A 24,819-nucleotide genomic window follows, 5' to 3' on the forward strand; every position below is an offset into this window, starting at 1 on the left:
CTCTCACGGTGTCATGATCCCTACACTGGCGTGACCAAAAACCCCGCTGGGGAGGCGTGCAATGACGGACGGACTCGTGACCACTTCTGATGAGGAGGGCGCGCGCGGCGACGACGTGGAAGGTCGACTCGTCGACCTTGCGGGCGAGCGGTTCTATCGCATCGGCCACTACGACCGCATGAGCCCGTTCTTCATGAGCGTGGTGAGCGATTCGGACCACTGGATGTTCCTGTCGAGCAACGGTGGACTCACGGCCGGTCGGCGAGACCCTGACAATGCCCTGTTTCCGTACTACACCGACGACCGCATTCACGATGCGTCCGAGACCACCGGTTCGATCAGCGTCCTGCGCGTGACTCGCGGTGGACGGACGATGTTGTGGGAGCCGTTCTCGACGCGCCAACAGGGCCTATACCGCTCCGAACGTGCGCTCTACAAGAGCGTGTATGGCAACCGCGTGCTCTTCGAGGAGACGAACCACGACCTCGGCCTGGTGTTCCGCTACTCCTGGTCAAACAGCGACGCGTATGGCTTCGTGCGCCAATCGGAGATTCTCAACACCGCTAAGACGGATGCCTCCGTCGAGCTTCTCGACGGCATTCGCAACATCCTTCCCTCCGGGATCAGTCGACGCTTTCAACTGGAATTCAGCACGCTCGTCGACGGCTACAAGCGCACCGAGACGGCCGACGGCACGGACCTCGCGCTGTACCGCCTCAGCTCGATTCCGGTGGACACCGCGGAACCCAGCGAGGCGCTGAGGGTGAACGTGGCTTGGACGACGGGCCTCGCATCGGCGAAGGTACTGCTCTCCGAAATCCAAGTTGACGCCTTCCGCCAAGGTGCGTCGGTCACGGCCGAGACGGACATTCGTGGACGCCGCGGTGCCTATCTGGTCTCTGGGTCGCTCGAACTTGCACCGGGGGAGTCGGCGGATTGGCTTGTCGTGGCGGAGGTCGAACTCGACGCCTCGCGCGTGCGGTCCCTCATGCGTGACGTGGCCGCGCCGGGGGTCAAAGACCGGGTCCTGGCCGACGTGAAGCGCGGCACCGCCAACCTTGTGCGCATCGTCGGAGAGACGGACGGGCTGCAGGCCACGGCGGACGAACCGAGCGTGTGGCGCCACTTCGCCAACACACTGTTCAACGCGATGCGGGGCGGAATCCCCGCCCACGGCTACGTGGTCTCACGCGATGATCTGCGCGCGTACCTTGCCAAGACCAACGCCCCCGTTGGCGTCCGCCACACGGGCTTCCTTGACGCCCTCCCCGCATCGCTGACCCGCGACGACCTGATGGAGCGGGTGGCGGGCGTGGGCGACGTCGACCTGGAGCGTCTTGCCGCGGAGTACCTGCCGTTGTCCTTCAGCCGCCGTCACGGTGACCCGAGCCGGCCGTGGAACTCCTTCTCGATTCGCCTCAAGGACGCCCAGGGGCAGCCGATGTTGAACTACCAAGGCAATTGGCGGGACATCTTCCAGAACTGGGAGGCGCTCGCGCTCTCGTACCCCGACTTCGTCGAGGCCATGCTCTTCAAGTTCGCCGACTCGTCGACCGTCGACGGCTACAACCCCTACCGCGTGCTGCGCGAGGGTTACGAGTGGGAGGTGATGAATCCCGCGGACGAGTGGTCGAACATCGGCTATTGGGGCGACCACCAGGTGATTTACCTGTTGCGCCTGCTCGAGGTCGCCGACCGTTACCGCCCCGGCAGCCTCACCCCGCTGCTGACGCGCAAGGTGTTCACGTTCGCCGACGTGCCCTACCGCATCCTGCCATATGAGGACCTCCTGCGCGACCCCAGGGACACGATCGACTTCGACCAAGCCGTGAACGACGCGGCGATGGCGCGAGCGGAACGCATCGGTTCCGACGGCAAGGCGGTCCTGGGTGCCGACGGTGACCTGCTGCGCGCCAACCTCACCGAGAAGCTGCTGATTGTGGCGTTGTCCAAGCTGTCGAACTTCGTTCCCGGCGGCGGGATCTGGATGAACACGCAGCGCCCCGAGTGGAACGACGCGAACAACGCCCTCGTCGGCAACGGCGTGTCGATGGTGACGCTGTGCCATTTGCGTCGCTACCTCGCGTTCCTGGATGAGCAGTTTGCGGCCTCGGGTCTCGACGAGGTCGAGATTTCGGCGCCGGTCGCCCGGTTCCTGCGCGCGGTCGCCGCGGCCTTCGAGGATCACGCCGACCTCGCGAATGGATCTCACGCAGCGGGCGCCATCTCGGACGGCGGCCGCAAGGCTCTGCTGGATCGCCTCGGGGCGGCAGGAACCGCGCATCGCGCGAGTGCCTACGACCCGGCGTCTCGCGGGGTCGATGCCATGGTCGCGGTGGTGGAGATTCGCGGCTTCATCGAGGTTGCGCTGCGTCACGCCGACCACACGATCGCCACCAATCGCCGCGAAGACGGCCTCTACCACTCGTACAACATCATGCGGGTGTCGGACGACGGTATTGCGATCACGCACCTCAAGGAGATGCTCGAGGGCCAGGTGGCCGTGCTCAGTTGCGGACTCCTCAAGGCCGGAGAGGTCGCGGAGCTACTCGACGCTCTGCGCTCCAGCGAACTGTACCGCGCGGACCAAAACAGCTACACCCTGTACCCAGATCACGAGCTCCCGCACTTTCTCGAGAAGAACACGCTGCGCGCGGAGGAGCTGGCGGCTTCGGCGCTTCTCAGCGCGATGCTTGAGCGGGGCGACTCGCGCATCGTCTCTCGCGATGTCGATGGCGACGTCCACTTCAACGCGGCGTTCCGCAACGCGGAGTTCCTGCGCGAGGCGTTGGCTGCGCTTGGCAGCGACGGCGACTGCGACGGCGACGGCGACGGCGAATACGGCTCGCTCGTGACCGAGGAAAGGGCACAGGTCCTTGACATCTATGAGGCCGTGTTCCAGCACGCTTCCTTCACGGGGCGCTCGGGGACCTTCTACAAGTACGAGGGTCTCGGATCGATCTACTGGCACATGGTCTCCAAGCTTCTCCTCGCCGTGGACGAGGCGCGCCTCGGTGCGCTGCAGGCCGGGGCGGGCGCGGCCGCCATGGAGCGCCTCGAGGTCCACTACGGCCAGATCCGCGAAGGCATCGGCGTCCACAAGTCGCCTTCCGAATACGGCGCAGTGCCGACCGATCCCTACTCACACACCCCGAGCTTCTCGGGCGTGCAGCAGCCGGGGATGACGGGCCAGGTCAAGGAAGACCTCATCACGCGCGCAAGCGAGATGGGCATCGTCGTGGCCGACGGCATGGTCCGTTTCGAGCCGCGCGTCGTGCGTGTCGAGGAGTTTCTTGACGCGCCCTCGTCGCTGGCCTACGTAGGCCTGGATGGGGAGAATCGCACTGTCGCGCTGGAGGCTGGCACGATGGGCTTCACCCTGTGCCAGGTGCCCGTGGTGCTCCACCGTGGCGGTGCGGCGGGGATCTTGGTCACGCTTGGCGACGATACGAACAGTGTTGACGGGCTGAGCCTTGACCGGGCCGACTCGGCGGCAATCTTCGATCGCACGGGCCTGATTTCACGCCTGGACGTGTCGCTGGGACTTGCCGACTGACGGTCGGCATCGGCTAGGGTGTGGATATGCGTGCACTCTCGCTCCTTCTTGGTCGCCGCGACGAGGCCTAAACAGGCCGAATCCTCGTCGCGGTGGTTGTTGTGCCGGCTCCTCCACACGAAGGCACCAGCAAGAGAAGGACAGCAGCAGACATGAGCGACTACTACACCGGCGGCGAGCAGACGGCGTCGAAGATGCCGATCCACAGGTACCTCCCGTTTCACGAGCAATTCACCGTGGACATGCCCGACCGCACGTGGCCAACCAAGCGCATTGACAAGGCTCCGCGTTGGTGCGCCGTGGACCTGCGCGACGGCAACCAGGCCCTGATCGAGCCGATGAACCTTGAACGCAAGATGCGGCTCTTCGAGTTGCTCGTGAGGATGGGTTACAAGGAGATCGAGGTCGGCTTCCCCAGTGCGAGCCAGACCGACTTTGACTTTGTGCGCGCGCTGATCGAGCAGGACAAGATTCCAGCCGACGTCACGATCCAGGTCCTGACTCAGGCGCGTGAGCACCTCATCGAGCGCACATACGAGTCCCTGCGCGGCGCCCCGAATGCCATCGTGCACCTGTACAACTCGACGTCCATTCTGCAGCGCGATGTCGTGTTCCGCGCCGACAAGGACGAGATCAGGGACATCGCCACGCACGGCGCGATGCTGTGCCAGAAGTTCGAAGAGCTCATTCCCGACACCAAGGTCTTCTACGAGTACAGCCCGGAGTCGTACACGGGTACGGAGCTCGAGTACGCGGTCGACGTGTGCAACGCGGTGCTCGACGTGTGGAAGCCCACCCCCGACCGCAAGGTCATCATCAACCTGCCCGCGACGATCGAGATGGCGACGCCCAACGTGTACGCCGACTCGATCGAGTGGATGTGCAGGCACCTCGCCTACCGCGACTCCGTGGTGGTGAGCCTGCACCCGCACAACGACCGAGGCACCGCGGTGGCGGCCGCAGAGCTCGGATACATGGCGGGTGCCGATCGCATCGAGGGTTGCCTGTTCGGCAACGGCGAGCGCACCGGAAACGTGGACCTGGTCACGCTGGGCATGAACCTGTTCAGCCAGGGCATCGACCCCAAGATCGACTTCAGCAACATCGACGACGTCCGTCGCACCGTCGAATACTGCACCCAGCTCGACGTGCACCCGCGCCACCCGTGGGGCGGAGACCTCGTCTTCACGGCCTTCAGCGGTTCTCATCAGGATGCCATCAAGAAGGGCCTCGAGCGCATGGAGGCAGATGCCGCCAAGCAGGGCGTGTCGGTCGACGACCTCCTGTGGGGAGTGCCGTACCTCCCGATCGACCCGCGCGATGTGGGCCGCTCCTACGAGGCCGTGATCCGCGTGAACTCGCAGTCCGGCAAGGGTGGCGTGGCCTACCTGCTCAAGGCGGAGCATCACCTGGACCTCCCCAGGCGCCTGCAAATCGAGTTCTCGCGCGTGGTCCAGCGTGAGGCCGACGCATCGGGCGTCGAAATGAGCGCCGCCGACATCTGGCAAATCTTCGAGGACGAATACCTGCCCGCGACCGACCCCGGGCATGCGTGGGGCCGCTTCGCGCTTCAGGGCACCAGGGCGACATCGTCCGATGTCGGGCCGGACACTCTCGCGGCAGACCTCGTCGATGGCGGGACGCCGGTGACAATCGAGGGGTCAGGCAATGGACCCGTTGACGCGTTTGCGGCAGCGCTCGGCACGAGGGGAGTCAAGGTGGAGGTGCTCGACTACACCGAGCACGCCCTGACATCGGGCGGGGACTCCAAGGCAGCCGCCTACGTCGAGTGCCAGATCGACGACGACATCATGTGGGGCGTCGGAATCGATCCGTCGATCACCACGGCGACGCTGAAGGCCATCATTTCGGCCGTGAACCGCGCGGGTCGCTAGAGTTCACTGCGCGCACGCGCGCCCGGGACGCCTTCCGAGGCCACCCTCACGCTCGGCAGCTAGGACATCAGGGGGTGCGAGATGACGATGGAGATACGGCGGTTTGCCGTCGAGGACACCGATGCTGTGGTGGCGCTATGGGCCGACGCCTTCCCGAACGACCCTGCGCGCAACGATCCACCGCAGATGATCGCGCGCAAGATCGCAAGGGACGCCGAACTGTTTTGGGTGGCGGCCGATGGCGCGGTCGTCGGCGCGGTGATGGCCGGCTACGACGGGGTGAGGGGCTGGATTTATCACCTCGCAGTGACGCCCGCGCGCCGCGGTGAAGGGATCGCGAAGGCCCTGGTACTCCACGCGATGGGCGAGCTGCGGGCACTGGGTTGTCCCAAGGTGAACCTTCAGGTGCGCGGCGGCAACGCTGGTTTGATCGCGTTCTACGAGGCCCTGGGGTGGCAAGAGGATGACGCACGGTCGTTCGGCCTGCTGTTCTGACGGCCCGCGCGGGGATCAGGCAACGACGGTGACGCGGGGGACAATGAACCGTGCCCCTCTACCGCGACCATGCGATCGTGCTGCGCACCCACAAATTGGGTGAAGCCGACCGGATTGTCACGATGCTGACGCGCGATCACGGCAAGGTACGCGCGGTTGCCAAGGGGGTGCGGCGAACCACGAGCAGGATCGGTTCGCGCATGGAGCCCTTCATGCTCGTCGACGTCCAACTCTACGAGGGCCGCAACCTCGACATCGTCAGCCAGGTCGAGATGCGCGAGCCCTACGCGAGGCGTATCGCGGAGGACTACGCCCTGTTCACGGCGGCAACCGCAATGGTGGAGACCACCGACACGATCGTCGCCCAAGAGAAGGAACCCGCGAGGGAGAACTACCGGTTGCTCCACGGTGCGCTCGGCACCCTCAGCCGCAAGGAGCACGACGCGGGTCTGGTGCTCGACTCGTTCCTGTTGCGCGCGCTCGCTATCGCGGGCTACGCCCCCAGCTTCGATGTGTGCGCGACGTGTGGGGCCAAAGGGCCGCACCGGGCCTTCGCCGTGTCGGGCGGCGGCGCGACGTGTGAGAACTGCAGAGCACCAGGGTCTGCGGCGCCCGCACCAGAGACCTTTTCGCTCCTCGCCGCGCTCCTCACGGGGGACTGGGCCACGTCCGACGCCTCCGACGCCAGGCATCGGCGCGAGGCGGCCGGTCTCGTTGCCGCGTACGTGCAGTTTCACCTGGAACGCCAGGTGAGGTCGTTGGGCCACGTCGACCGGGGTGGATCCGAAGGGCCGTGACACCGCAGGCGGGGGGCAGGTGCCGGTGACAAAGCGTGGAACTCTTCCCCAAGAATTATTCAAAAGTTAACCTGATCGTGGCCATACCGTCCCAATTGGCCCTCTAGTCTGGACGCATTGTCCATGTACTAGAGGAGACAGGCGCGTGAGCACGACGGTGATCTTTGACTTTGACGGAACGCTCACGGTGGGCTCCGGGCCCGTCGACGCGTACGCCGGGGAGGTTGCCGCACTCGTCGGCGATCAAGACATCGTCGCCGCGGTCGCCGCTCACCTGGCCTCATTCGAGGCGGGCGAGTCGGAATTCATCGACGGCTACGACGTAGTCAGGCACGTCGCACATGAGCGAGGGGTCAGCGGCGCGACGCTCACGAGCGCCTATGAGCGCAGCCGCGAGCGCCTGGCGACGGAATCCGTTCCCATCACGGCTCCAGACGGGCTTGCCGAGTTCCTCGAGGATCTGCTCACCGTTGCTGACGTTGTCTTGGCCACTAATGCGCCCGCGACACGCCTACCCGAGGCGCTCGAGATGCTCGGGGTGAGTGGCGTCCTGACTAGCCACCACACGTCAGTCGGCAAGCCCGATGGCCTGTCCTCGATCGTCGCCGACGCGATGAAGCACGGCCGGGTGTTGAGCGTCGGCGATGTCTACGCCAACGACTTGGAGCCGGCGGCCGCCAGGGGGGCGAGCACCGCGCTCGTTGGTCCTACATGGCGGACCTTCTCCGGCCAGGTGACGATGGCCGCACGGACTCTTCCCGAGCTGTATCTCCCCATCAAGACGTGGGCGGGCATTCTCCCTCCCGCTCCGCCTGTGCCGACCGGCACCGGACCAACCCACGAAAGGCACCACTAGCATGCGCAAGACCATGATCACCACCGGCGTGGTGGCCGCCGCCCTCCTCTCCTTGGCGGGTTGCAGTTCCAACGCCGGCGCGACCAACACCTCCGCGGGCGACTCCGCGGCCCCCACCACATCCGCGGCCGGCTCCAACTGGCCGTCCGAAATCACGCTTGCACTCATCCCCAACGAGCAGGTCAACGACCTGGTCACCTCCGCGGCGCCACTCACCGACTACCTGTCCAAGGAACTCGGAATCAAGGTCAAGGGCGTTGTCACCAAGGACTACCAGGCCGCCGTCGAGGCCGTCTGCGCAGGCCAGGCACAGATCGCTATCGCCGACGCGGGCTCGCTCGCGGCGGCTCAGGACCAGTGCGGTGCCTTCCCTGTCCTACAGGACGTGCGCTACGGAGCGTCATCTTATGCCTCGGAGTTCTTCACCAACATCGCCAATGCCAGCAAGTACTGCACCGACGCCCCTGTGGAGGCCACGTACGCGGCCAACGGTGAGAAGTACCTCTACTGCAACGGCGTCGCCGACGCCACCCAGAACAACGGCGTCGGCCCTGTCGCGGTCGATGCACTGAAGAAGATCACGCCGGGAACCAAGGTCGCCTTCGGCAACACCACCTCCCCGGCTGGGTACCAGCTTCCGGTGCTTGCGCTCGAGAAGCTCGGTATCAAGGTCGACGACCTCGAACAGGTCCCCGTGACCGGCAACGACAACCTGGTCATGGCGGTCTACAACGGCGACGCCGAGGTCGGATTCGCCTACTGGGACGCCCGCTCGGCGATCAAGACCTCCGAGGTGCCTGACATCGGTTCGAAGGTTGTGGTCTTCGGTCTGTCGCAGATGTACCCGAACGGCGGCGTCGTGGTCGGCAAGGACGTGCCCGCCGACCTTCGTGAGAAAATCACTACCCTCATGGCAGGCTTCTCCAAGGTCGACCCGGACACGCTGAAGAACATCTTTGGCCAGACCGCGTGGGTGCCTGCCGACCCGACAGCGATCGACCTGGCGCGACAGGTGAACGCTCGCTTCAGCAAGTAGGAAAGTCCCTCATGACTGATCACGCACGACGCACGGAGGTCGGGGCGGCAACGTCTCCGGCCTCCGTGTCGTGGCCTATCGACCTGTCCCACGTGACGGTGCGCTACCCGAACGGGGTGGTCGCTCTCAAGGACGTCTCCCTCCACATCGCGCCCGGCGAGATGGTGGCCGTCGTGGGCCTGTCTGGCTCAGGAAAGTCGACGCTCATCCGGACCATCAACGGGCTTGTGCCTGTGACATCGGGAACGGTCACCGTGGGTACTCACGTCGTGAACGACCTGTCCGGAAGGTCGTTGCGCAGCTTGCGTGGCCACATCGGCATGATCTTCCAAAGCTTCAACCTCGCCGATCGGGCTTCCGTCTATCACAACGTCTTGGTAGGGCGCTTTGCGCACTCTCCCACGTGGCGGACGATGCTGGGGCTCCCCAGTGCCACGGATCGCGAGATCGCGATGCGGGCGCTCGATTCGGTGGGGATGCTTGAAAAAGTGTGGGGTCGAGCGGGGGCACTGTCGGGTGGCCAGAAGCAGCGAGTCGCTATCGCGAGAGCTCTCAGTCAGGAGCCCGCCGTGATGCTCGCCGATGAGCCCGTGGCCAGCCTGGACCCGCCCACGGCGCACACCGTCATGTCGGACCTGCTGCGGATTAACCAAGAGCGGGGCCTCACCGTGCTCGTCAACCTCCACGTCATCGACCTCGCTCGTCAATACACCACACGCCTGATCGGCTTGCGCGGAGGAGAGCTGGTATACGACGGCCTCGCCGGGGATGCGACGGATGCCGATTTTGAGGCTATCTACGGTCGGTCCATTCAGCCCCGAGACAGTACGGGTCGCTGATGTCGGCGGCCGAACTGTCGCTGCCGCCACGGCCACGGGTGTGGCCGCGCATTGCCGTGATCGCGGGTGTGGTGGCGGTGATCACCGTGCTCACGACGTTGCCGACCCTGGGCGGTGTCGACATCGACCTGCACGCGATCGCGCGCAATTGGGGCAATGGGGCGGAGCGCATCGCCAAGCTCTTTCACCCCGACTTTTCGATACTCCCGCGCACGTGGAAGCCCCTGCTGGAGACCCTCGAGATGGCTCTCATCGGCACCGGTATCGCTGCGGCGCTCGCCGTCCCGCTCACGCTTTGGGCCGCGCGCCCCTCGAACCCCCTTGTGGGGAGCCGCCGTGTGGTGCGCCTGGTGCTCAACGTGGTGCGCGCCGTGCCTGACCTCGTGTACGCGACGATCCTCGTCGCAATGATTGGTGTGGGCACGTTGCCCGGCATCATCACGCTCGTGCTGTTCGACCTCGGCATCGTGGTCAAGTTGGTGTCTGAAGCGGTGGACTCCGCCGATGCCTCGTACATGGAGGCGGGCCGCGCGGCGGGCGGCACGCAGGCCCAGATCAACAGGCTCACGACCCTGCCGCAGATATGGCCGATGTTTGGCAGTCAGGTGTTGTATTCGCTCGAACTCAACGTTCGCGTATCTGCCATCCTCGGCATCGTGGGCGCGGGCGGGCTGGGGCGCCTGATCGACGAGGTGCGTGGCTTCTACCGCTACGACGCGCTGGGGACCATCATCCTGGAGATCCTCGTCGTCGTGATTGTCATCGAAGTGATTTCGAACGCCCTGCGAAAGAGGTTGAGATGACTGCACCCGCCATCTCTTTCCGGGTACCTCCCAGGCCGAGCCGCGTGGTGGTGCAGATCGCCTCGATAGCAGTGGGAATCCTGCTGGTCGCGGCGTTCTGGAACCTCGGCATCGCTTGGGAGAAACTCGCGACCCTGCCGTCACGCCTGGGGCACTACGGCGCGCTCATGTTCGCTGACCCCAACTGGTCCAAGCTTCCCGAGGCGCTCTACCAGACCTGGCGTTCGGTCGCGATGGCGTGGGTGGGCGCACTACTCGGCGTGGTGGTGTCGACGGTGCTGGGAATTCCGGCCGCGGCGGGCGTTGGTCCCTGGTGGCTCCGGCTTCCGCTCCGTGGTCTCTTCGCCGTCCTCCGTGCCATCCCCGAGATCATCATCGCGATCATCATCCTGACGGTGACGGGGCTTACCCCCTTCACCGGAGCTCTCGCGCTCGCGATAGGCGGCATCGGGACGCACGGCAAGTGGACGTACGAGACGATCGAGTCGGTGTCGCATGGCACCGCGGAGGCCGTCAAGGCGTGCGGAGGAAACGTGCTTGAGGTGGCTCGGTGGGGCCTGTGGACCGTGGCATCGCCCGAGTTGATGTCGCTCGCGCTGTACCGCTTCGAGATCAACGTGCGCACATCGGCCATCTTGGGGCTCATTGGCGTTGGTGGGATCGGCGACATGTTGACGGGCTACACGCAATATCGCCAGTGGGATACCGTGGGAGTGCTGATTATCGTGGTGATCGTGATCACGATGAGCATCGATGCCATATCAGGTGCGATCAGGCGCAGGATCATGGAGGGGGCGACCGTACGTGACGTGGACAGGAGCGTCTGACGCCTCGCCGACGGCGCGCATTGCGGCCCTGACGCCTTCGCTCCAACCGAGCGAGCGCAGGGTCGCCGAAGTCATCGCGTCCGACGTCGCCCGCGCGGTTGACCTGACGGCTCAGGAACTGGCCGAGGTCGCGAGCGTGGGTCGTGCCACGGTGGTGCGCACCGCCCAAGCGCTCGGGTACGACGGCTACCCGCAACTCCGTGTGGCCCTAGCACGCCAGCGGGCGATAGACACGGTCCCCGTGGTGAGTGACGAGGGAAGCCTCGGCGTCGTCCGCACCATGATGGACAACTTTGCGAGGGCCGTGCCGCACATGGCAGCCACGCTCACCGCAGACGTGGTGGACGCTTGTGTGGAGGCCCTTGACGGGGCCACTCGAGTGGTGATCTCCGCCAATGGTCTCTCGGCACCGCTCGGCTTTGACGTGGCCTTGCGACTCACCGCGGCTGGTAGGCCCATCGAATATCTGCCCGACGCGCTTGCTCAGCGAATCGCGGCAAGCCACCTCGACGAGTCCTGTGTGCTCTTGGCTATCTCGGGATCGGGTGCCCACCGCTCCACTCTTGACGCCGTCGACGCGGCGGCCGCGGCGGGCGCGACCGTGGTGGCCGTGACGGGATTCGCCCGGTCGGCGCTGGTGTCACGCGCCACGATCGCGGTCATAGTGCCACCCGTAAGCGAGTCCTTCCAGGATGAACTGGTGCACACGTCGCGGGCGGCGATGACGCTGGTCGTCGAGGCGCTGGTAGAGGCCTTGGTCGTGCATCGCGGGCCGCGCGCGCGAGACGCGAGGTCGACGGCTCTGTCGGTCGTTTCGGACAGCCTCCGGGAGTAGCGGCGACCGCCCCGGTATTCTCAAGCGGTGACGACTCCACCACCCGCACACCCTTCGGGAGCGATGCCCCCCCGCCTTCCTGCATCGGCAATCCCAGCCCATGTCGCGATCGTGATGGATGGCAATGGTCGCTGGGCCAAGGAGCGAGGCCTGCCGCGCACCGAGGGCCACACGAGGGGAGAGGCTGCCCTCCTCGACGTGGTCGCGGGTGCGATCGAGGTGGGTGTGACCCACGTGAGCGCGTACGCATTCAGCACCGAGAACTGGAAGCGCAGCCCCGATGAGGTCCGCTTTCTCATGGGCTTCAATCGCGATGTCATCAGGCGCCGACGCGACGAGATGCACGCGTGGGGCGTCCGCGTGCGCTGGGCCGGACGCCGTCCTAAGTTGTGGAAGTCGGTCATCGACGAGCTCGAGCGTGCCGAGGAAATGACTCAACACAACACCGTCATGACCCTCACGATGTGCGTCAACTACGGAGGCCGCGCCGAGATCGCCGACGCTGCCAAGGCCATTGCTCTCAAGGTGGCGGCGGGACAACTAGACCCAGCAAAGGTCACCGAGAAGACGCTCGCGGCTCACCTGGACGAGCCAGACATGCCCGACGTCGACATGTTCTGGCGCTCGAGCGGGGAGCAACGGTCGAGCAACTTCCTGCCGTGGCAAGCGGCCTACGCGGAGTACGTCTTCAGCGACGTGTTGTGGCCCGATGTGAACCGCACCCACCTGTGGGCGGCTATTGAGGAATACGCACGGAGGAACCGGCGCTTCGGCGCCGCCGAGTAACCGCGAACGCCGCGACGATGAGGCCCGCGAGCACCACGATCCCCACCACGACCAGCACGGGGGAGTGAGCCCAGGCCTTGACGAGCGAGAACGAGATCAGCGTGTAGGCGGCGGCGCCCACGATGCATCCGGGAATCATCGCGACCGTATACAGGTCCCACCGCATGCGAATGAAGCCCGCGAAGGCATTGACCATTGTCTGAAAGCCCACGGTGAGGAATGAGGCGGGGATTCCGAGGAATCCCCAACGCTCGAGGTAGCGCCGGGCGCTGTCGGCACCCGGCCCCGATAGCCGCCGAGCGAGAGCGGCTGCCCGTGGGTGCGGCGAGACGGCGGCCGCATCCGCACCCCTGCGGGCCCATCGCCCCAACCAGTAGGTACCCTGCGCGCGGAAAAAAAGGACGCCAACGAGAAAGATGAAGACGGCCCACCAGCCAAGCTGCGTGATGAAGTCCGGTACTCCCGCCACTCATCGGCCCCTTTGTACGCAGTTTTTGCACACGCCTGTGAATTCCACGGTGTGCTCGATGTGAGCGTACCCGTGCTTTGCGGCAACCTCTGTCGCCCAGGCCTCGAAGGTGGGGATATCAACGTCCTCGGCGGCGCCGCACTCTCGGCATCGCAAGTGGTGGTGGTGGCTCGTCGCCGAGTCGCATCGGCGATACAGCGTCTCGCCGGTGTCGGTGAGGACGGAGTCCACCTCGCCCGTCTCGGCGAGTGCTTGGAGCGCGCGATAGACGGTGGCGAGACCGATGGGCGAGCCGTCGTGGCGCAACAGGTCGTGCCAGTCTTGGGCCGATCTGAAACCGCCCTCGGCAAGCACCTCGACTATCGCGGCTCTCTGCTTGGTCATGCGGGTTCGGGGTTCCTCGGTCACGATGCGGGCCTCCAGCGTCGCAAAAGGCCCGTGACGGCCGTCGTGGCGACGTAAGCGACGACGCCGAGGACAACGATGAGTGCACCCGGCTGCAGGTTCTGGGTGAGGGTGATGGAGACGCCCGCGAGCGTCAGCACCGCGCCGATGCCCATCGCGAGGTACATCGTGCGCGAGAAGGAGCGCGTGAGATGTTGAGCGATCGCCACCGGAAGAATCATGAGCGCACTGACGAGGAGGACGCCGACTACCCGCATGGCCACGGTGATGGTCACCGCCGCGAGGACGGCCACCACGAGGTTGAGCGCGCCCACCGGCAGCCCCGTCGAGCGGGCGAATTCCTGGTCGTGGGTGACGGCGAAGAGCGCCGACTTGAGTCCGAGCCCAATCGCGACGATCGCCAGGGCGAGGCCGGTGGTGATCCAGACATCGGTCCACGTCACGGTCGAGATCGATCCGAAGAGGTAGCCGAGCAGGTTGGCGTTTGATCCGCCCGCCATGCCGATCAGCAGCACTCCAGTCGCGATGCCTCCGTAGAACAGAATCGCCATGACCACATCCGCGGCTTCTCCCTTGGAGCGCATCCTTTCGATGACGACGGCGCCCGCGATCGCGAAGATGACGGCGCCGGGAACCGCGAGCGCATCGCGTTGCGCAAAGCCTGCGGCGGAGCCTGCGAGCCAACCGGCGGCGACTCCAGCGAGCGCCACGTGGCCGACGCCGTCGCCAAGCAGCGCCATGCGACGCTGCACCAAATACGTGCCGACGATGGGCGCAGCCATGCCCACCAAGAGGCCCACCAGCAGCATGCGCTGCACGAGTGGTTCGGTCAGAATGCTCATCGCGGGCCCTCCAAACCGAGCGTGCCGCCAGCGCTTAGTGCCGGGTCTTCGTGGGGGTGCTCGTGGTCGTGACCGGGCAGCGCGTGGACGCCAAGGTCGTGGGGAGGCGCGCCCACATGGGTCACGCAACCGTGCTCGAGCACCACGGCGCGGTCGATGAGCCTTGTCAGGGCGCCCAACTCGTGGAGCACGATCACGATCGAGACGCCGTGTTCCTTGAGGTGGCCAAGGGCATGGGCGAGCGCGACCTGGGACTGGAGGTCGACCCCCGCCATGGGCTCGTCGAGGATAAGTAGCTCGGGCTTTCTCACCAACGCGCGGGCGATCAAGATGCGTTGCTGTTGGCCGCCCGAAAGGCGGCTCACGTCCCGTCGCGCGAGGTCGGCCACGCTCAGGGCGGTCAGCGCCTCGCGGACGCGCGCGGCCGTGTCCCTCGGCAGGCGGAGCGTTCGATAGCCGAGCAGCCCCGATGCGACGACCTCTTGAGCCGTCGCGGTGACGCCTCCGGCCGCGCTGACGCGCTGCGGCACGTAGCCGATGAGTTTCCTGGCGTCTGGGGTCGCTTCTTTGCCGAACATCGAGATCGTGCCGGCATCGTGGGGAATGGCGCCGACGATGGCACGGACGAACGTCGACTTGCCCGAGCCGTTGCCTCCCATGATCGCCACGACCTCGCCCGATGCGGCGGTGAGAGACACCCCATGCAAAATTTCGGTTCCCTGTAGTGAGACACGCACGTCGGTTGCCTCGAGAGCGAGGCCGGTGGTGGGTCCCAAATCGGCGGGATTAGCTGCAGTCAAGGGCGGTCCTCAGGGCGGCAAGGTTCTGGTCCATGACACTAAAGTAATCCGTGCCTTCGGCCACCGATTCGATGGGATTCAGAACCGTCGTGGTGACGCCCGCGTCGGACGCAAGGGCGTCGGCGACACGGCTGCTGACGAGGGTCTCCGTGAAGATGGTAGTCGCGCCAGTCTGCGCGATGAGGTCCTTGATTTCGCGCAGACGTGCGGGCGAGGGCTCCGCCTCCGGGTCGATTCCCGCGAGACCCTCTTGGTGAAGGCCGTAGGCGTCGGCGAGGTACCCGAAGGCCTCGTGCGTCGTGATGATGTCGTGCCTCTTGCACGTGGCAAGGCCCGTCTTGAAGTCGGCATCCAGCGCGTCCAACTGTTTGGAGAGGTCTGCCGCGTTGTTCTTGTAGGCGTCGGCATGGGTGGGGTCCAGTTGCGCGAACTGGTCACCCACGGCCAGCGCGTACTCGGCGACGAGGGCGGGGTCGAGCCAGAAGTGCGGATCGAAGGACAGGTCGCCGGTCTGGCGTGCCACCAGGGGCACGGCGTCGGCGGCATCGAAGGACGGCACCCCCGTCGCCTTGATCGCGTCTTCTACTGCTGGCTGCAAACCGCCGACGTAAAGCACCACATCGGTGCTCTGCATGGACCTGACCGTCGCGGGGGAGAGCTCGAGATCATGGGGCTCGATGCCTGGCGCCGTGAGCGTCGTCACCGTGCCGTATTTGCCCGCGACGCGTTCGGCGACAAACTGCAGCGGGTAGAACGCCGCGTCGATCGTCAGGCCGCCGGTGCCGGCCGACGGTGCAGTTGAGGACGAGGCGGTCGAGGAGCATCCCGTCGCGAGGAGGGTGAGGGCGGCTGAGGCCGCGAGCAATCGAGTGGCGCTCTTGTTCATGGCGCCCACACTATGGGAAGTGATAATCATTGTCAATTAGGCGAGATTCGTGGCGTATGTGGCGACGGGATCGCCGCAGACGGCGCACTAGACTGACGCGACAGGACAACCTTCAACCCAGGAGAGTTACCCATGGCCACGCGCCTCGAAGAAGTCATTTCCCTCGCCAAGCGACGCGGATTCGTGTTCCCTTGCGGCGAGATCTACGGGGGCACCCGCTCGGCGTGGGACTACGGGCCACTCGGCGTTGAACTCAAGGAAAACATCAAGCGCCAGTGGTGGCGGGCGATGGTGACGAGCCGCGACGACATCGTCGGGCTCGACTCCTCGGTGATCCTTCCCCCGCAGGTGTGGGAGGCATCCGGACACATCAACGCGTTCGTCGACCCGCTGGTCGAGTGCCTCAACTGTCACAGGCGCTTCCGCGAGGACCACCTGCTGGAGGAGTTCGAGGAAAGGAAGGGCCGCGCTCCCGAGAACGGCCTGGCCGACATCGCGTGCGGAAACTGCGGCACTCGCGGCCAGTGGACCGAGCCCAAGATGTTCAACGGCCTGCTGCGCACGTACCTCGGCGCCGCGTCCGACGACTCTGGACTTCACTACTTGCGCCCCGAGACCGCCCAGGGCATCTTCGTGAACTTCGCCAACGTGCTCTCCGCGAGCCGCCAGAAGCCGCCCTTCGGCATCGGCCAAATTGGCAAGAGCTTCCGCAACGAGATCACGCCCGGAAACTTCATCTTCCGCACCCGTGAGTTCGAGCAGATGGAGATGGAGTTCTTTGTGGTGCCTGGCACCGACGAGGAATGGCACCAGTACTGGATCGACACGCGAATGGCCTGGTACACGGGCCTTGGGTTGAGCGCGGACAACCTGCGCCTCTTCGAACACCCCAAGGAGAAACTCTCCCACTACTCCAAGCGCACCGTCGACATCGAGTACCGCTTTGGTTTCCAGGGCAGCGAGTTCGGCGAACTTGAGGGCATCGCCAACCGCACGGACTTCGACCTGAAGACGCACTCGGAGCACTCGGGCAAGGACCTGAGCTACTTCGACCAGGCCACGGGGGAGCGCTACACGCCGTACGTGATCGAACCCGCCGCGGGCCTCACGCGCTCGCTCATGGCCTTCCTGGTCGAGGCGTATGCGGAAGAAGACGTCGCGACGGCCAAGGGCGGCACCGAGAAGCGCATGGTGCTTCGCCTCGATCACCGCCTCGCGCCCGTCAAGGCCGCGGTGCTCCCGCTGTCCAAGACCGACGCGCTCCTGCCCACGGCCAAGAATCTCGCCAAAGAATTGCGCGAGGTCTGGACCGTTGACTATGACGAGACCCAAAGCATCGGCAAGCGTTACCGCCGTCAGGACGAGGTGGGAACGCCGTTCTGCATCACCGTCGACTTCGAGACGATCGACGACCAGGCCGTCACTATCCGCCACCGCGACACGATGAAGCAGGAACGTGTCGCCTTGTCGCAGGTCAAGGGCTACTTGGCCGAGCGGCTCATCGGCGCGTAGGGGTAATTGAGTGGGCGCGGGACACAGCCACGACGGTCCGCCTCCGCGCGCCTCTGAGCGCACGACAACGATCCTGGCGACGCTCGTCGGGCTGATCCTGTTCGCGACGGCGATGGGGGCTGCCGCCGTCTGGCCGAACGACTTCAGCTTCAGGGGTTCGGTTCCCTCCATTCCCGACGGCGCCACATGGGTGGGCGCCACCATCGCCACCGTCAATTCGGACGGCACCGCCACCGCGGTGGTACATGGCGAAGAGGCACGTGGGGCGCGCAACATCGCCACGCTGGGGGATCCGACGATCGTCCTGCACGTGGGCGACAAAGTGCGGGCGCTCGAACTCACCGACGGCACGCTCGGGTTTTCCGACTTCGAGCGCGGATCGCCGATGTTGTGGCTGTTCCTCCTGTATGTGGTGGTGGTCGTCGCGGTGGCGCGGTGGCGGGGCGTCGGCGCGCTACTGGGGCTTGCTGCGGCGTTTGGCGTTGTCGTCTTCTTCACGATCCCTGCGCTCTTTGACGGGCGCGATGCACTTGGCGTGGGGCTGGTGACGGGTTCGGGGGCGCTCTTCGTGTTGCTCTATCTTGCGCACGGTCCCAACGCGCGGACCACGACCGCATACCTGGGGACGTTGGCGGGTCTGTCGGTCACTGCGGTGCTCGCGTGGTGGGCGGTGGGCGCGAGCAAACTGACAGGGGTATGGACCGACGCGAACACGCAGATGGAGTTCTCCGACCGTGGGGTCTCGCTCCGAGGCATGGTCCTGTGCGGGATCATCCTCGCGGGGCTTGGTGTCCTCAACGACGTGACGGTGACCCAGGCCTCGGCAGTGTGGGAACTGCGTGCCGCCAGGCCGGACCTCGGTTGGCGTCAGCTATTCGTGCGCGCCATGCGAATCGGCAGGGATCACATCGCCTCAACCGTGTACACGATCGCCTTCGTGTACGTGGGCGCTGCCCTTCCCACGCTCATGCTGGTAATGCTCTATGGCCAGAGCCTTGGAATCACGCTGACGTCTTCCGACATCGCGGAGGAGGTCGTAAGAACCCTCGTCAGTTCAATAGGCCTCGTTCTGGCCGTGCCGTTGACAACGCTCATCGGAGCGCTCGTCGTGGCGGGGCGTTCGATCGCGCACGAGCCCACCGCTCGCGGTGGCCCGGAGGTTGTTGCGCCCGCGCCGCACCCGTCGTGACATCGGCGACAATGGACACCATGCCCGCCCCCACGCCCTCCGCTGAGCGCGTGTTGCCGCCCTTGCGCATCGGGCCGCTCACCGTCGATACGCCGGTGATCCTGGCCCCGATGGCGGGCATCACGAATGCGGCCTTCAGGCGCCTGTGCCGCGAACACGGGGGCGGGCTGTACGTCGCCGAGATGGTGACGTCCCGAGCGCTCGTGGAGCGCACTCCCGAAAGCCTGCGCATCATCGCTCATGACCCCGACGAAACGCCGCGTTCCGTTCAGGTCTACGGCGTGGACCCCGCCACCATCGGTGCGGCCGTCAAGATGATCGTCGAGGAGGACCGCGCCGACCACATCGATATGAACTTCGGTTGCCCCGTGCCCAAGGTGACAAAGAAGGGTGGGGGAGCGGTGTTGCCGTGGAAGCGGGACCTGTTCCGCGACATCGTGCGCGCGGCCGTGCGAGAGGCGTCAAAGTTCGACGTGCCCGTCACCGTCAAGATGCGCAAGGGCGTCGACGACGACCATCTCACGTACCTTGACGCGGGCCGCATGGCCGAGCGCGAGGGCGTGGCCGCCGTGGCGCTCCACGCCCGTACCGCGGCCGACTACTACAGCGGTCACGCCGATTGGGATGCGATCGCGCGCCTGAAGGAGGCCGTGACCTCCATTCCGGTGCTTGGCAACGGCGACATCTGGGCCGCGGAGGACGCCTTGGCGATGATCGAGCGCACCGGTTGCGATGGTGTCGTGGTCGGTCGTGGCTGCATGGGCAGGCCTTGGCTGTTTGCCGACCTCCAGGCCGCGTTCGAGGGCCGGCCCGAACGAGTCCAGCCCGGCCTGCGGTACGTCGCCGACACCCTCTACAGGCACGGTGAGTTGATGGTCGCGCACTTTGACGACGATGAGAACAGGGCCATGCGCGAAATTCGCAAACATGTTGCCTGGTATCTCAAGGGATATCCCGTTGGTGGGGACATCCGGCGCCGGCTGGGCCTTGTGGAATCGCTCGCGGGGCTTCGGGGCACGCTCGACGAGATGGACCTCGACTCACCCTTCCCTGGCCCGGACGCCGAGGGCCCGCGAGGTCGACAGGGCACCGCACGGGTTCCCTCGTGTCCCGACGGCTGGCTCGACTCCCAAGACATCACGCCCGCGATGGAGATCAAGTTGCGGGAGGCGGAGCTTTCCGTCTCAGGCGGTTAGGCAGGTCAGCGTTGAGCGAGGCGAACCGCGTCGGGGCGCTGGCCGGATAGCATCGAATGGTGAGTTCGCTACCCGAGGGCTACGGCCCCGCCGACATCGAGAGATTTGTCGACGAGCCACCCAAGGAAGCGAATCGTTCCCCTTTTGAGCGGGACCGAGCGCGCATCGTGCACTCGAGCGCGCTCCGGCGGCTCGGGGCGAAGACGCAGGTGCTCGGGGCCGGATCGGGCGACTTTGTGCGGACGCGCCTTACCCACACGCTCGAGGTCGCTCAGGTGGGCAGGGGCCTCGGCAAGCAGCTCGGTTGCGATCCCGATGTTGTCGACGCGGCTTGCCTTGCCCACGACCTTGGGCACCCGCCGTTTGGGCACAACGGCGAGCGCGCGCTCGACCTGGCCGCGAAGGACATCGGCGGCTTCGAGGGGAACGCCCAGACGCTGCGGCTCCTCACCCGCCTAGAGCCCAAGTCGGTGGACCCAGTCACGGGCAAGAGCGTCGGCCTCAATCTCTCTCGCGCCACCTTGGATGCGAGCATCAAGTATCCGTGGCGCGAAAACGCGACGCCCTTGCGAGCCGACGGCCGACCCACGCGCAAGTTTGGCGTCTACGAGGACGACCTCGCGGTCTTTGAGTGGCTTCGTATTGGTGCACCAGACAGGGCCCCGAGCTTCGAGGCGCAGATCATGGACATCGCCGACGACATCGCCTACTCGGTTCACGACGTCGAGGACTCGGTCGTCCACAGCGCGATCGCCCTCAACGTCTTGCGGGACGCGGGGCAAGCGAGAGCCGTCGCCGCCCACGTGAAGGAGTGGTACGGGCGCGGCGACGAGGCCGCGATTCTCGACGCCCTCGACCGGCTGCGGTCGATGTCGTCGTGGACCGACGAGTACGACGGCTCGCATCGCGCGCTCGCAAGCCTCAAGGACATGGCGAGTCAGCTGATCGGCCACTTCGTGCAGTCGATCGCGGTTGCGACGCGTGCCGAGTATGGCGATGGTCCCTTCACGAGGCATGCGGCTCACCTCGTGATCCCCGAGGACACCGCGTCAGAGATTCTGCTGCTCAAGGGGGTCGCGGTCCACTTCCTCATGGCGCCACGCGAACTCAAGCCCGCGTACAAGGCTCAGAGGGAGAGGCTCGTCGAACTGGTACGTGCCCTCGCGCAGAGGGGCCCGGAGGCGCTCGAGACGCACTTCGCGGGCTTCTGGGAGGATGCGCGGGACGACGCGGGGAGGTTACGCATCGCCGTCGACCAGGTCGCGTCGCTCACGGACAAGTCGGCCTACGACTGGCATCACCGGTATGTGGTCAAACCCCGCAGGACGGTCGCGGCCAAGTAGCAGGTCGTACTCGGCCCGTGCGCCCGGTCGGCACCTAAGTTGCGCCGTATCCGCACATGGCGCAAGGTTTGTTCGTTCTCGCCGTGTCTAGTGTGCGGATAGGGCGCGATGCGAGGTGGGGATCGTGGAGGCGGGCTGTGTCGACGCTAGGCCGCGCTGTTGCGTCGCGCGCGAATGAGCGCCCACAAGGCAAGGATCGGCAGGATGAGCGGAATCCAGCCGTAACCGGAACCGAAGCCCGTCCAGACGGTCTTGTCCGGCCACCAGTTCGATTCGATGTATCCGAGAGAGCCGGCCGTGAGAACGCCAACGAGCTCGATCGAGGAGCCGATGAGCGCTAGCCGATTCTTGCCGCGCCACAGCGCGAAGGTAATCACCGTGTACAGCACCGCGGAGATGGCGGAGACCGTGTACGGCAAGGGGGCGTCGCCGAACTTGGTGGTGATCTCGAAGGACGACCGGCCGAGTGCTGCCAGAGCTAGCACGGCGTACGCGACGATGAGCGTGATGCGCGCGATCGGGTTGAGGTGGCCCGTGCTGGTCATGAGGCTGCCGTTGTTCATGAAACTGCTCCAAGGATGGTGGCGAGGCGCCATGCGACCGTGGCGGCCGCGATGGCGATGATCATGGCCGCGGCGCCGTCGACGCGCGCGATCTGGTCGGGCTGCAGGATGGGCCTGTTCGGATCCTTGTCTTTGGAAGGCGTGTCGTCGGAGTCGGGGGCGCCGAGGCGGGCGATGCCAAGCATAGGCAGCAGCGCGATGGCGGCGAAGAGGTAGCTCACGGTCATGACGATGGGCGCTCCTCCCTGGACGAGCGCGACGATCAGCGAGATCACCTCGATCGCCGTGACAATGTAGAAGCCCGAGACCACCCATTTGAGGATGCGATGTGCGCGAATGGCGGCCATCGTGATGCCCCCGGCAAGAAGCAATACCGCGCACGCGACGAGTACCGCCGGATAGACGGCGTCGAGATAGGCAGACACGGCTAGCTGGCGAGCTGGACGCGCATCGGCAAGCGCGTCGCCTCGGCGCCATCGATCGAGATGACCCAAGCGAACTTGGTGGGGTCCGTGAAACGCATCCCATCGACACCGAAAGCGAAGCAAGCAACCTGCTCATCGCCGTCGACCAGTAGCGGTGGGCGGCCGAGCGTGAATTCGCCGCCGAGCGCCTGGATTGCCTCCGGTTGCCCGTCCTCGCCCGCGCGCATGCCCACCGGATATGGCATTCCGTCCTCGGTTTCGAGCCGCAACTCGAAGCGGTGGGAGGCGTTGGTGTCCGTAAAACTGACGTGGACGACCGCCGCTACGGTGAGCCGACGGTGAACCGCAGGGAACGACCGCACAAAAATGGTGTTCCACCCCGCCCCGAGGGCATAAATCTTGTTGCCAACCACTTCGGCCGAATCGGCAAGAAACGCATCTACCCTCACGCGTGTGTCCTTTCGTAACTATCTCCTAGCCTACAGATGATGGACGGGGCGAACGGGACGAGACCGTGAGCCTAGAGTGTGACCTGTGGCAGGCACGATCAATAGGGACGACATCGCGTCCGTTCGCGAGCGCGCTCCCATCGAGGCGATCGTGGGCGAGCACGTCGCACTCAAGCCCGCGGGGATGGGCTCGCTCAAGGGACTGTGCCCCTTTCACGACGAGCGATCGCCCTCCTTTCACGTGCGTCCGTCCGTGGGTCGGTATCACTGCTTCGGTTGCGGAGAGGGCGGAGACGTCATCACCTTTGTGATGAAGCTCGATGGGCTCACGTTCGTCGAGGCGGTCGAATACTTGGCGCCCAAGGCGGGCGTGACCCTGCGATACGAGTCTGGTGGACCCCGCACCGAGGCGACAGGCACGCCGCGCTCACGGCTGGTGGACGCGCACAGGCTCGCCGCGGAATTCTTCGTGGCCCAGCTCGATTCGCCCGAGGCGCAGACGGGTCGCGACTTCCTCAAGGAGCGCGGCTTCGGCAAGGAGGCCGCCGAGCGCTTTGGGGTCGGATATGCGCCCCAAGGGTGGTCGGCGCTGCTCGACCATTTGCGCGCCCGCAACTTCACCGAGGCCGAGTTGCGCGCAACGGGAATGCTCTCCGAGGGCAACAGGGGTCTCTACGACCGGTTCAGGGGCCGTCTCGTATGGCCCATTCGGGACGTGACTGGTGACGTGATCGGCTTCGGTGCGCGCAAGCTCTACGAAGACGACCAGGGTCCCAAGTACCTCAACACCCCGGACACGTCTCTCTACAAGAAGGCCACGGTGCTGTACGGCATCGACCTGGCAAAGGGCGCGATCCGTACCGAGCGCACCGCTGTCGTTGTCGAGGGCTACACCGACGTGATGGCCTGCCACCTCGCGGGCGTCACCAACGCGGTGGCGACATGCGGCACGGCATTTGGCGAGGACCACGTTAAGGTCATCAGGCGCCTCATGGGCGACACGGGCAGCGCCCAAGTCAAGGTGGGGTCGACGGGTGCCAAGGTGATCTTCACCTTCGACGGCGACGAGGCGGGCCAGAACGCGGCCCTCAAGTCGTTCGCTCTCGACCAACAGTTCCTCGCGCAGACGTTCGTGGCCGTGGATCCGTCTGGTCAGGACCCGTGCGAGCTCCGGCAGCACGGTGGTGACGCGGCAGTGACGTCCCTACTCGAGTCGCGAGTACCCTTGTACGAGTTCGTCATCAAGACCACGCTGGCGGGGCACGACCTCGAGACGCCCGAAGGCCGCGTTGCCGCGCTGAGGGCGGCAGCACCCGTCGTGGCGCGGCTCAGGGACACCGCTCTCCGCCCGGAATACGCCCGCCGCTTGGCCGGGTGGCTCGGCATGGAAACCGACGTGGTCATCGCCGCCGTCACCCAATCGGGAGGTGGGCGCGCCGGGGGAGCGGCTGCGTCGGCCCAGCGTCCGCAAGGCACCGAACCCGCCGATGGCAGGCCCGCTGTGGAGCGCCCCAACAGGCGGGACCCCGTGGTGCGCGCGGAGGCGTTGTCCCTGGGAGTGCTCCTCCAGGCCCCCGACGCGATTCGCAATGACGCGGCCGCGCTCGCGGTCGTGGACGAGCTCCCTGCCGATGCCTTTGGCGTGGGCCTCTATCGGGCGATCTTCTCCGCGGTTCAGGCCGCAGGCGGCGTCCGGGTGGCCGGGGCGGATTGGGTGGCGCGGGTCGCGGAAGAGGCGGGCGAGGATCTCGCCAGTTCCGTCAACGAGCTTGCCGTGACGCCCTTGCCGCACGATCGACCCGAGACCATGGGTGCCTACGCGGGCTCCGTCATGGGCAAGGTTTTCGATGGCCACCTCACCAAGCGCATCGGCGAGCTGCGAGGCGCCATGAAGCGCGCGGGTGAGGGCACGGACGACGCGTCGCGCATCTTTGGCGAGATCATCGCCTTGGAAGCCAAGAGGCGAAGCCTCAGGAGCGACTGACTCCGGGGCCGAATGGTGGGAGCGAAGTGAC

The 24,819-nt window shown here is 65.9% G+C and carries 24 protein-coding genes; 16 read left to right on the forward strand and 8 right to left on the reverse strand.

The genetic code is table 11. The annotated features are described in order from the left end of the window. The first annotated feature begins 61 nt into the window (after nt 1-61). The 11 genes from BKA03_RS05880 to BKA03_RS05930 all read left to right on the forward strand — a co-directional run bounded on the left by BKA03_RS05880 (nt 62) and on the right by BKA03_RS05930 (nt 12,725). Entirely contained in the window at nt 62-3,556 is a 3,495-nt protein-coding gene (locus BKA03_RS05880) for a 1,3-beta-D-glucan phosphorylase, GH149 family (protein ID WP_062075318.1), read from the forward strand. A 152-nt stretch (nt 3,557-3,708) separates the two neighbouring features. Beyond that, entirely contained in the window at nt 3,709-5,451 is a 1,743-nt protein-coding gene (gene leuA / locus BKA03_RS05885) for a 2-isopropylmalate synthase (RefSeq protein WP_062075319.1), read from the forward strand. Between the two features lie 81 nt (nt 5,452-5,532). After that, nucleotides 5,533-5,946 carry a GNAT family acetyltransferase gene (locus BKA03_RS05890; RefSeq protein WP_202965743.1) on the forward strand — a complete coding sequence of 138 codons (414 nt, stop codon included), beginning with the start codon at nt 5,533-5,535 and terminating at the stop codon, nt 5,944-5,946. 50 nt (nt 5,947-5,996) lie between these two features. Further along, nucleotides 5,997-6,743, forward strand: a complete 747-nt coding sequence (recO, locus tag BKA03_RS05895) for a DNA repair protein RecO (RefSeq protein ID WP_062075320.1) — start codon at nt 5,997-5,999, stop codon at nt 6,741-6,743. Nucleotides 6,744-6,888: 145 nt separating this feature from the next. Continuing rightward, entirely contained in the window at nt 6,889-7,599 is a 711-nt protein-coding gene (locus tag BKA03_RS05900) for an HAD family hydrolase (RefSeq protein WP_062075321.1), read from the forward strand. A gap of 1 nt (nt 7,600) precedes the next feature. Further along, nucleotides 7,601-8,635: a phosphate/phosphite/phosphonate ABC transporter substrate-binding protein gene (locus BKA03_RS05905; protein WP_062075322.1), complete on the forward strand. Its 1,035-nt coding sequence runs from the start codon at nt 7,601-7,603 to the stop codon at nt 8,633-8,635. Between the two features lie 11 nt (nt 8,636-8,646). Further along, nucleotides 8,647-9,474, forward strand: coding sequence for a phosphonate ABC transporter ATP-binding protein (phnC, locus tag BKA03_RS05910; RefSeq protein ID WP_062075323.1), 828 nt, complete (start codon nt 8,647-8,649; stop codon nt 9,472-9,474). Continuing rightward, nucleotides 9,474-10,277, forward strand: a complete 804-nt coding sequence (gene phnE, locus BKA03_RS05915) for a phosphonate ABC transporter, permease protein PhnE (protein WP_062075324.1) — start codon at nt 9,474-9,476, stop codon at nt 10,275-10,277. The genes phnC and phnE (BKA03_RS05915) overlap by 1 nt, the downstream gene beginning before the upstream one ends. Continuing rightward, a complete protein-coding gene (gene phnE, locus BKA03_RS05920; RefSeq protein ID WP_062075325.1) occupies nt 10,274-11,104 on the forward strand; it encodes a phosphonate ABC transporter, permease protein PhnE in 831 nt (276 codons plus the stop codon). The genes phnE (BKA03_RS05915) and phnE (BKA03_RS05920) overlap by 4 nt, the downstream gene beginning before the upstream one ends. Next, on the forward strand, nt 11,082-11,939 hold the full coding sequence (locus BKA03_RS05925; RefSeq protein ID WP_062075326.1) for a MurR/RpiR family transcriptional regulator: 858 nt from the start codon (nt 11,082-11,084) through the stop codon (nt 11,937-11,939). Before phnE (BKA03_RS05920) ends, BKA03_RS05925 begins: the two co-directional genes overlap by 23 nt. A gap of 63 nt (nt 11,940-12,002) precedes the next feature. After that, a complete protein-coding gene (locus BKA03_RS05930; protein ID WP_062075327.1) occupies nt 12,003-12,725 on the forward strand; it encodes an isoprenyl transferase in 723 nt (240 codons plus the stop codon). Here the strand turns inward: BKA03_RS05930 and BKA03_RS05935 are convergent. The 5 genes from BKA03_RS05935 to BKA03_RS05955 are packed head-to-tail and all read right to left on the reverse strand — an operon-like array spanning nt 12,676 to nt 16,127. After that, nucleotides 12,676-13,194 carry an SNARE-associated domain-containing protein gene (locus tag BKA03_RS05935; RefSeq protein WP_062075328.1) on the reverse strand — a complete coding sequence of 173 codons (519 nt, stop codon included), beginning with the start codon at nt 13,192-13,194 and terminating at the stop codon, nt 12,676-12,678. The two genes, BKA03_RS05930 and BKA03_RS05935, sit on opposite strands and share 50 nt — an antisense overlap. Continuing rightward, entirely contained in the window at nt 13,195-13,578 is a 384-nt protein-coding gene (locus BKA03_RS05940; protein WP_062075329.1) for a Fur family transcriptional regulator, read from the reverse strand. A 20-nt stretch (nt 13,579-13,598) separates the two neighbouring features. Next, complete coding sequence (locus BKA03_RS05945) at nt 13,599-14,441, reverse strand: metal ABC transporter permease (protein WP_062075330.1); 843 nt, start codon at nt 14,439-14,441, stop codon at nt 13,599-13,601. Further along, complete coding sequence (locus BKA03_RS05950) at nt 14,438-15,241, reverse strand: metal ABC transporter ATP-binding protein (RefSeq protein WP_238579429.1); 804 nt, start codon at nt 15,239-15,241, stop codon at nt 14,438-14,440. The genes BKA03_RS05945 and BKA03_RS05950 overlap by 4 nt, the downstream gene beginning before the upstream one ends. Then, nucleotides 15,228-16,127, reverse strand: a complete 900-nt coding sequence (locus BKA03_RS05955; RefSeq protein ID WP_062075332.1) for a metal ABC transporter substrate-binding protein — start codon at nt 16,125-16,127, stop codon at nt 15,228-15,230. The genes BKA03_RS05950 and BKA03_RS05955 overlap by 14 nt, the downstream gene beginning before the upstream one ends. A gap of 132 nt (nt 16,128-16,259) precedes the next feature. Between BKA03_RS05955 and BKA03_RS05960 the strand changes: the two genes are divergently transcribed. The 4 genes from BKA03_RS05960 to BKA03_RS05975 are packed head-to-tail and all read left to right on the forward strand — an operon-like array spanning nt 16,260 to nt 21,367. After that, nucleotides 16,260-17,639 carry a glycine--tRNA ligase gene (locus tag BKA03_RS05960; RefSeq protein ID WP_062075333.1) on the forward strand — a complete coding sequence of 460 codons (1,380 nt, stop codon included), beginning with the start codon at nt 16,260-16,262 and terminating at the stop codon, nt 17,637-17,639. 10 nt (nt 17,640-17,649) lie between these two features. After that, on the forward strand, nt 17,650-18,828 hold the full coding sequence (locus BKA03_RS05965; protein ID WP_062075334.1) for a YibE/F family protein: 1,179 nt from the start codon (nt 17,650-17,652) through the stop codon (nt 18,826-18,828). Between the two features lie 11 nt (nt 18,829-18,839). After that, nucleotides 18,840-20,024, forward strand: coding sequence for a tRNA dihydrouridine synthase DusB (gene dusB / locus BKA03_RS05970; protein WP_062075335.1), 1,185 nt, complete (start codon nt 18,840-18,842; stop codon nt 20,022-20,024). Between the two features lie 56 nt (nt 20,025-20,080). After that, on the forward strand, nt 20,081-21,367 hold the full coding sequence (locus BKA03_RS05975) for a deoxyguanosinetriphosphate triphosphohydrolase (protein ID WP_062075336.1): 1,287 nt from the start codon (nt 20,081-20,083) through the stop codon (nt 21,365-21,367). 146 nt (nt 21,368-21,513) lie between these two features. On the opposite strand, the gene BKA03_RS05980 is transcribed toward BKA03_RS05975, so the two are convergent. Genes BKA03_RS05980 through BKA03_RS05990 form a run of 3 tightly spaced genes read right to left on the reverse strand, consistent with a single transcriptional unit; the run spans nt 21,514 to nt 22,804 of the window. After that, on the reverse strand, nt 21,514-21,930 hold the full coding sequence (locus BKA03_RS05980) for a hypothetical protein (RefSeq protein WP_238579430.1): 417 nt from the start codon (nt 21,928-21,930) through the stop codon (nt 21,514-21,516). Next, the gene (locus tag BKA03_RS05985; protein WP_062075337.1) at nt 21,927-22,355 is read right to left on the reverse strand and encodes a hypothetical protein; all 429 of its coding nucleotides are present in this window, start codon (nt 22,353-22,355) and stop codon (nt 21,927-21,929) included. Before BKA03_RS05985 ends, BKA03_RS05980 begins: the two co-directional genes overlap by 4 nt. Nucleotides 22,356-22,357: 2 nt before the next feature. Next, entirely contained in the window at nt 22,358-22,804 is a 447-nt protein-coding gene (locus tag BKA03_RS05990) for a DUF6941 family protein (RefSeq protein ID WP_062075338.1), read from the reverse strand. An 85-nt stretch (nt 22,805-22,889) separates the two neighbouring features. Between BKA03_RS05990 and dnaG the strand changes: the two genes are divergently transcribed. Continuing rightward, nucleotides 22,890-24,788 carry a DNA primase gene (gene dnaG, locus BKA03_RS05995; protein WP_062075339.1) on the forward strand — a complete coding sequence of 633 codons (1,899 nt, stop codon included), beginning with the start codon at nt 22,890-22,892 and terminating at the stop codon, nt 24,786-24,788. Nucleotides 24,789-24,819 lie beyond the last annotated feature (31 nt).

The sequence above is a fragment of the Demequina lutea genome (assembly GCF_013409005.1).
Classification (GTDB): Bacteria; Actinomycetota; Actinomycetes; order Actinomycetales; family Demequinaceae; genus Demequina; species Demequina lutea.

What these genes read in the sequence shown, in the direction of transcription:
- BKA03_RS05880 (WP_062075318.1), top strand. Translation starts at nt 62, where the DNA reads ATGACGGACGGACTCGTGACCACTTCTGATGAGGAGGGCGCGCGCGGC.
- leuA (WP_062075319.1), top strand. Translation starts at nt 3,709, where the DNA reads ATGAGCGACTACTACACCGGCGGCGAGCAGACGGCGTCGAAGATGCCG.
- BKA03_RS05890 (WP_202965743.1), top strand. Translation starts at nt 5,533, where the DNA reads ATGACGATGGAGATACGGCGGTTTGCCGTCGAGGACACCGATGCTGTG.
- BKA03_RS05905 (WP_062075322.1), top strand. Translation starts at nt 7,601, where the DNA reads ATGCGCAAGACCATGATCACCACCGGCGTGGTGGCCGCCGCCCTCCTC.
- phnC (WP_062075323.1), top strand. Translation starts at nt 8,647, where the DNA reads ATGACTGATCACGCACGACGCACGGAGGTCGGGGCGGCAACGTCTCCG.
- phnE (WP_062075324.1), top strand. Translation starts at nt 9,474, where the DNA reads ATGTCGGCGGCCGAACTGTCGCTGCCGCCACGGCCACGGGTGTGGCCG.
- phnE (WP_062075325.1), top strand. Translation starts at nt 10,274, where the DNA reads ATGACTGCACCCGCCATCTCTTTCCGGGTACCTCCCAGGCCGAGCCGC.
- BKA03_RS05930 (WP_062075327.1), top strand. Translation starts at nt 12,003, where the DNA reads ATGCCCCCCCGCCTTCCTGCATCGGCAATCCCAGCCCATGTCGCGATC.
- BKA03_RS05940 (WP_062075329.1), bottom strand. Translation starts at nt 13,578, where the DNA reads ATGACCAAGCAGAGAGCCGCGATAGTCGAGGTGCTTGCCGAGGGCGGT.
- BKA03_RS05945 (WP_062075330.1), bottom strand. Translation starts at nt 14,441, where the DNA reads ATGAGCATTCTGACCGAACCACTCGTGCAGCGCATGCTGCTGGTGGGC.
- BKA03_RS05955 (WP_062075332.1), bottom strand. Translation starts at nt 16,127, where the DNA reads ATGAACAAGAGCGCCACTCGATTGCTCGCGGCCTCAGCCGCCCTCACC.
- BKA03_RS05960 (WP_062075333.1), top strand. Translation starts at nt 16,260, where the DNA reads ATGGCCACGCGCCTCGAAGAAGTCATTTCCCTCGCCAAGCGACGCGGA.
- dusB (WP_062075335.1), top strand. Translation starts at nt 18,840, where the DNA reads ATGGACACCATGCCCGCCCCCACGCCCTCCGCTGAGCGCGTGTTGCCG.
- BKA03_RS05975 (WP_062075336.1), top strand. Translation starts at nt 20,081, where the DNA reads ATGGTGAGTTCGCTACCCGAGGGCTACGGCCCCGCCGACATCGAGAGA.
- BKA03_RS05980 (WP_238579430.1), bottom strand. Translation starts at nt 21,930, where the DNA reads ATGAACAACGGCAGCCTCATGACCAGCACGGGCCACCTCAACCCGATC.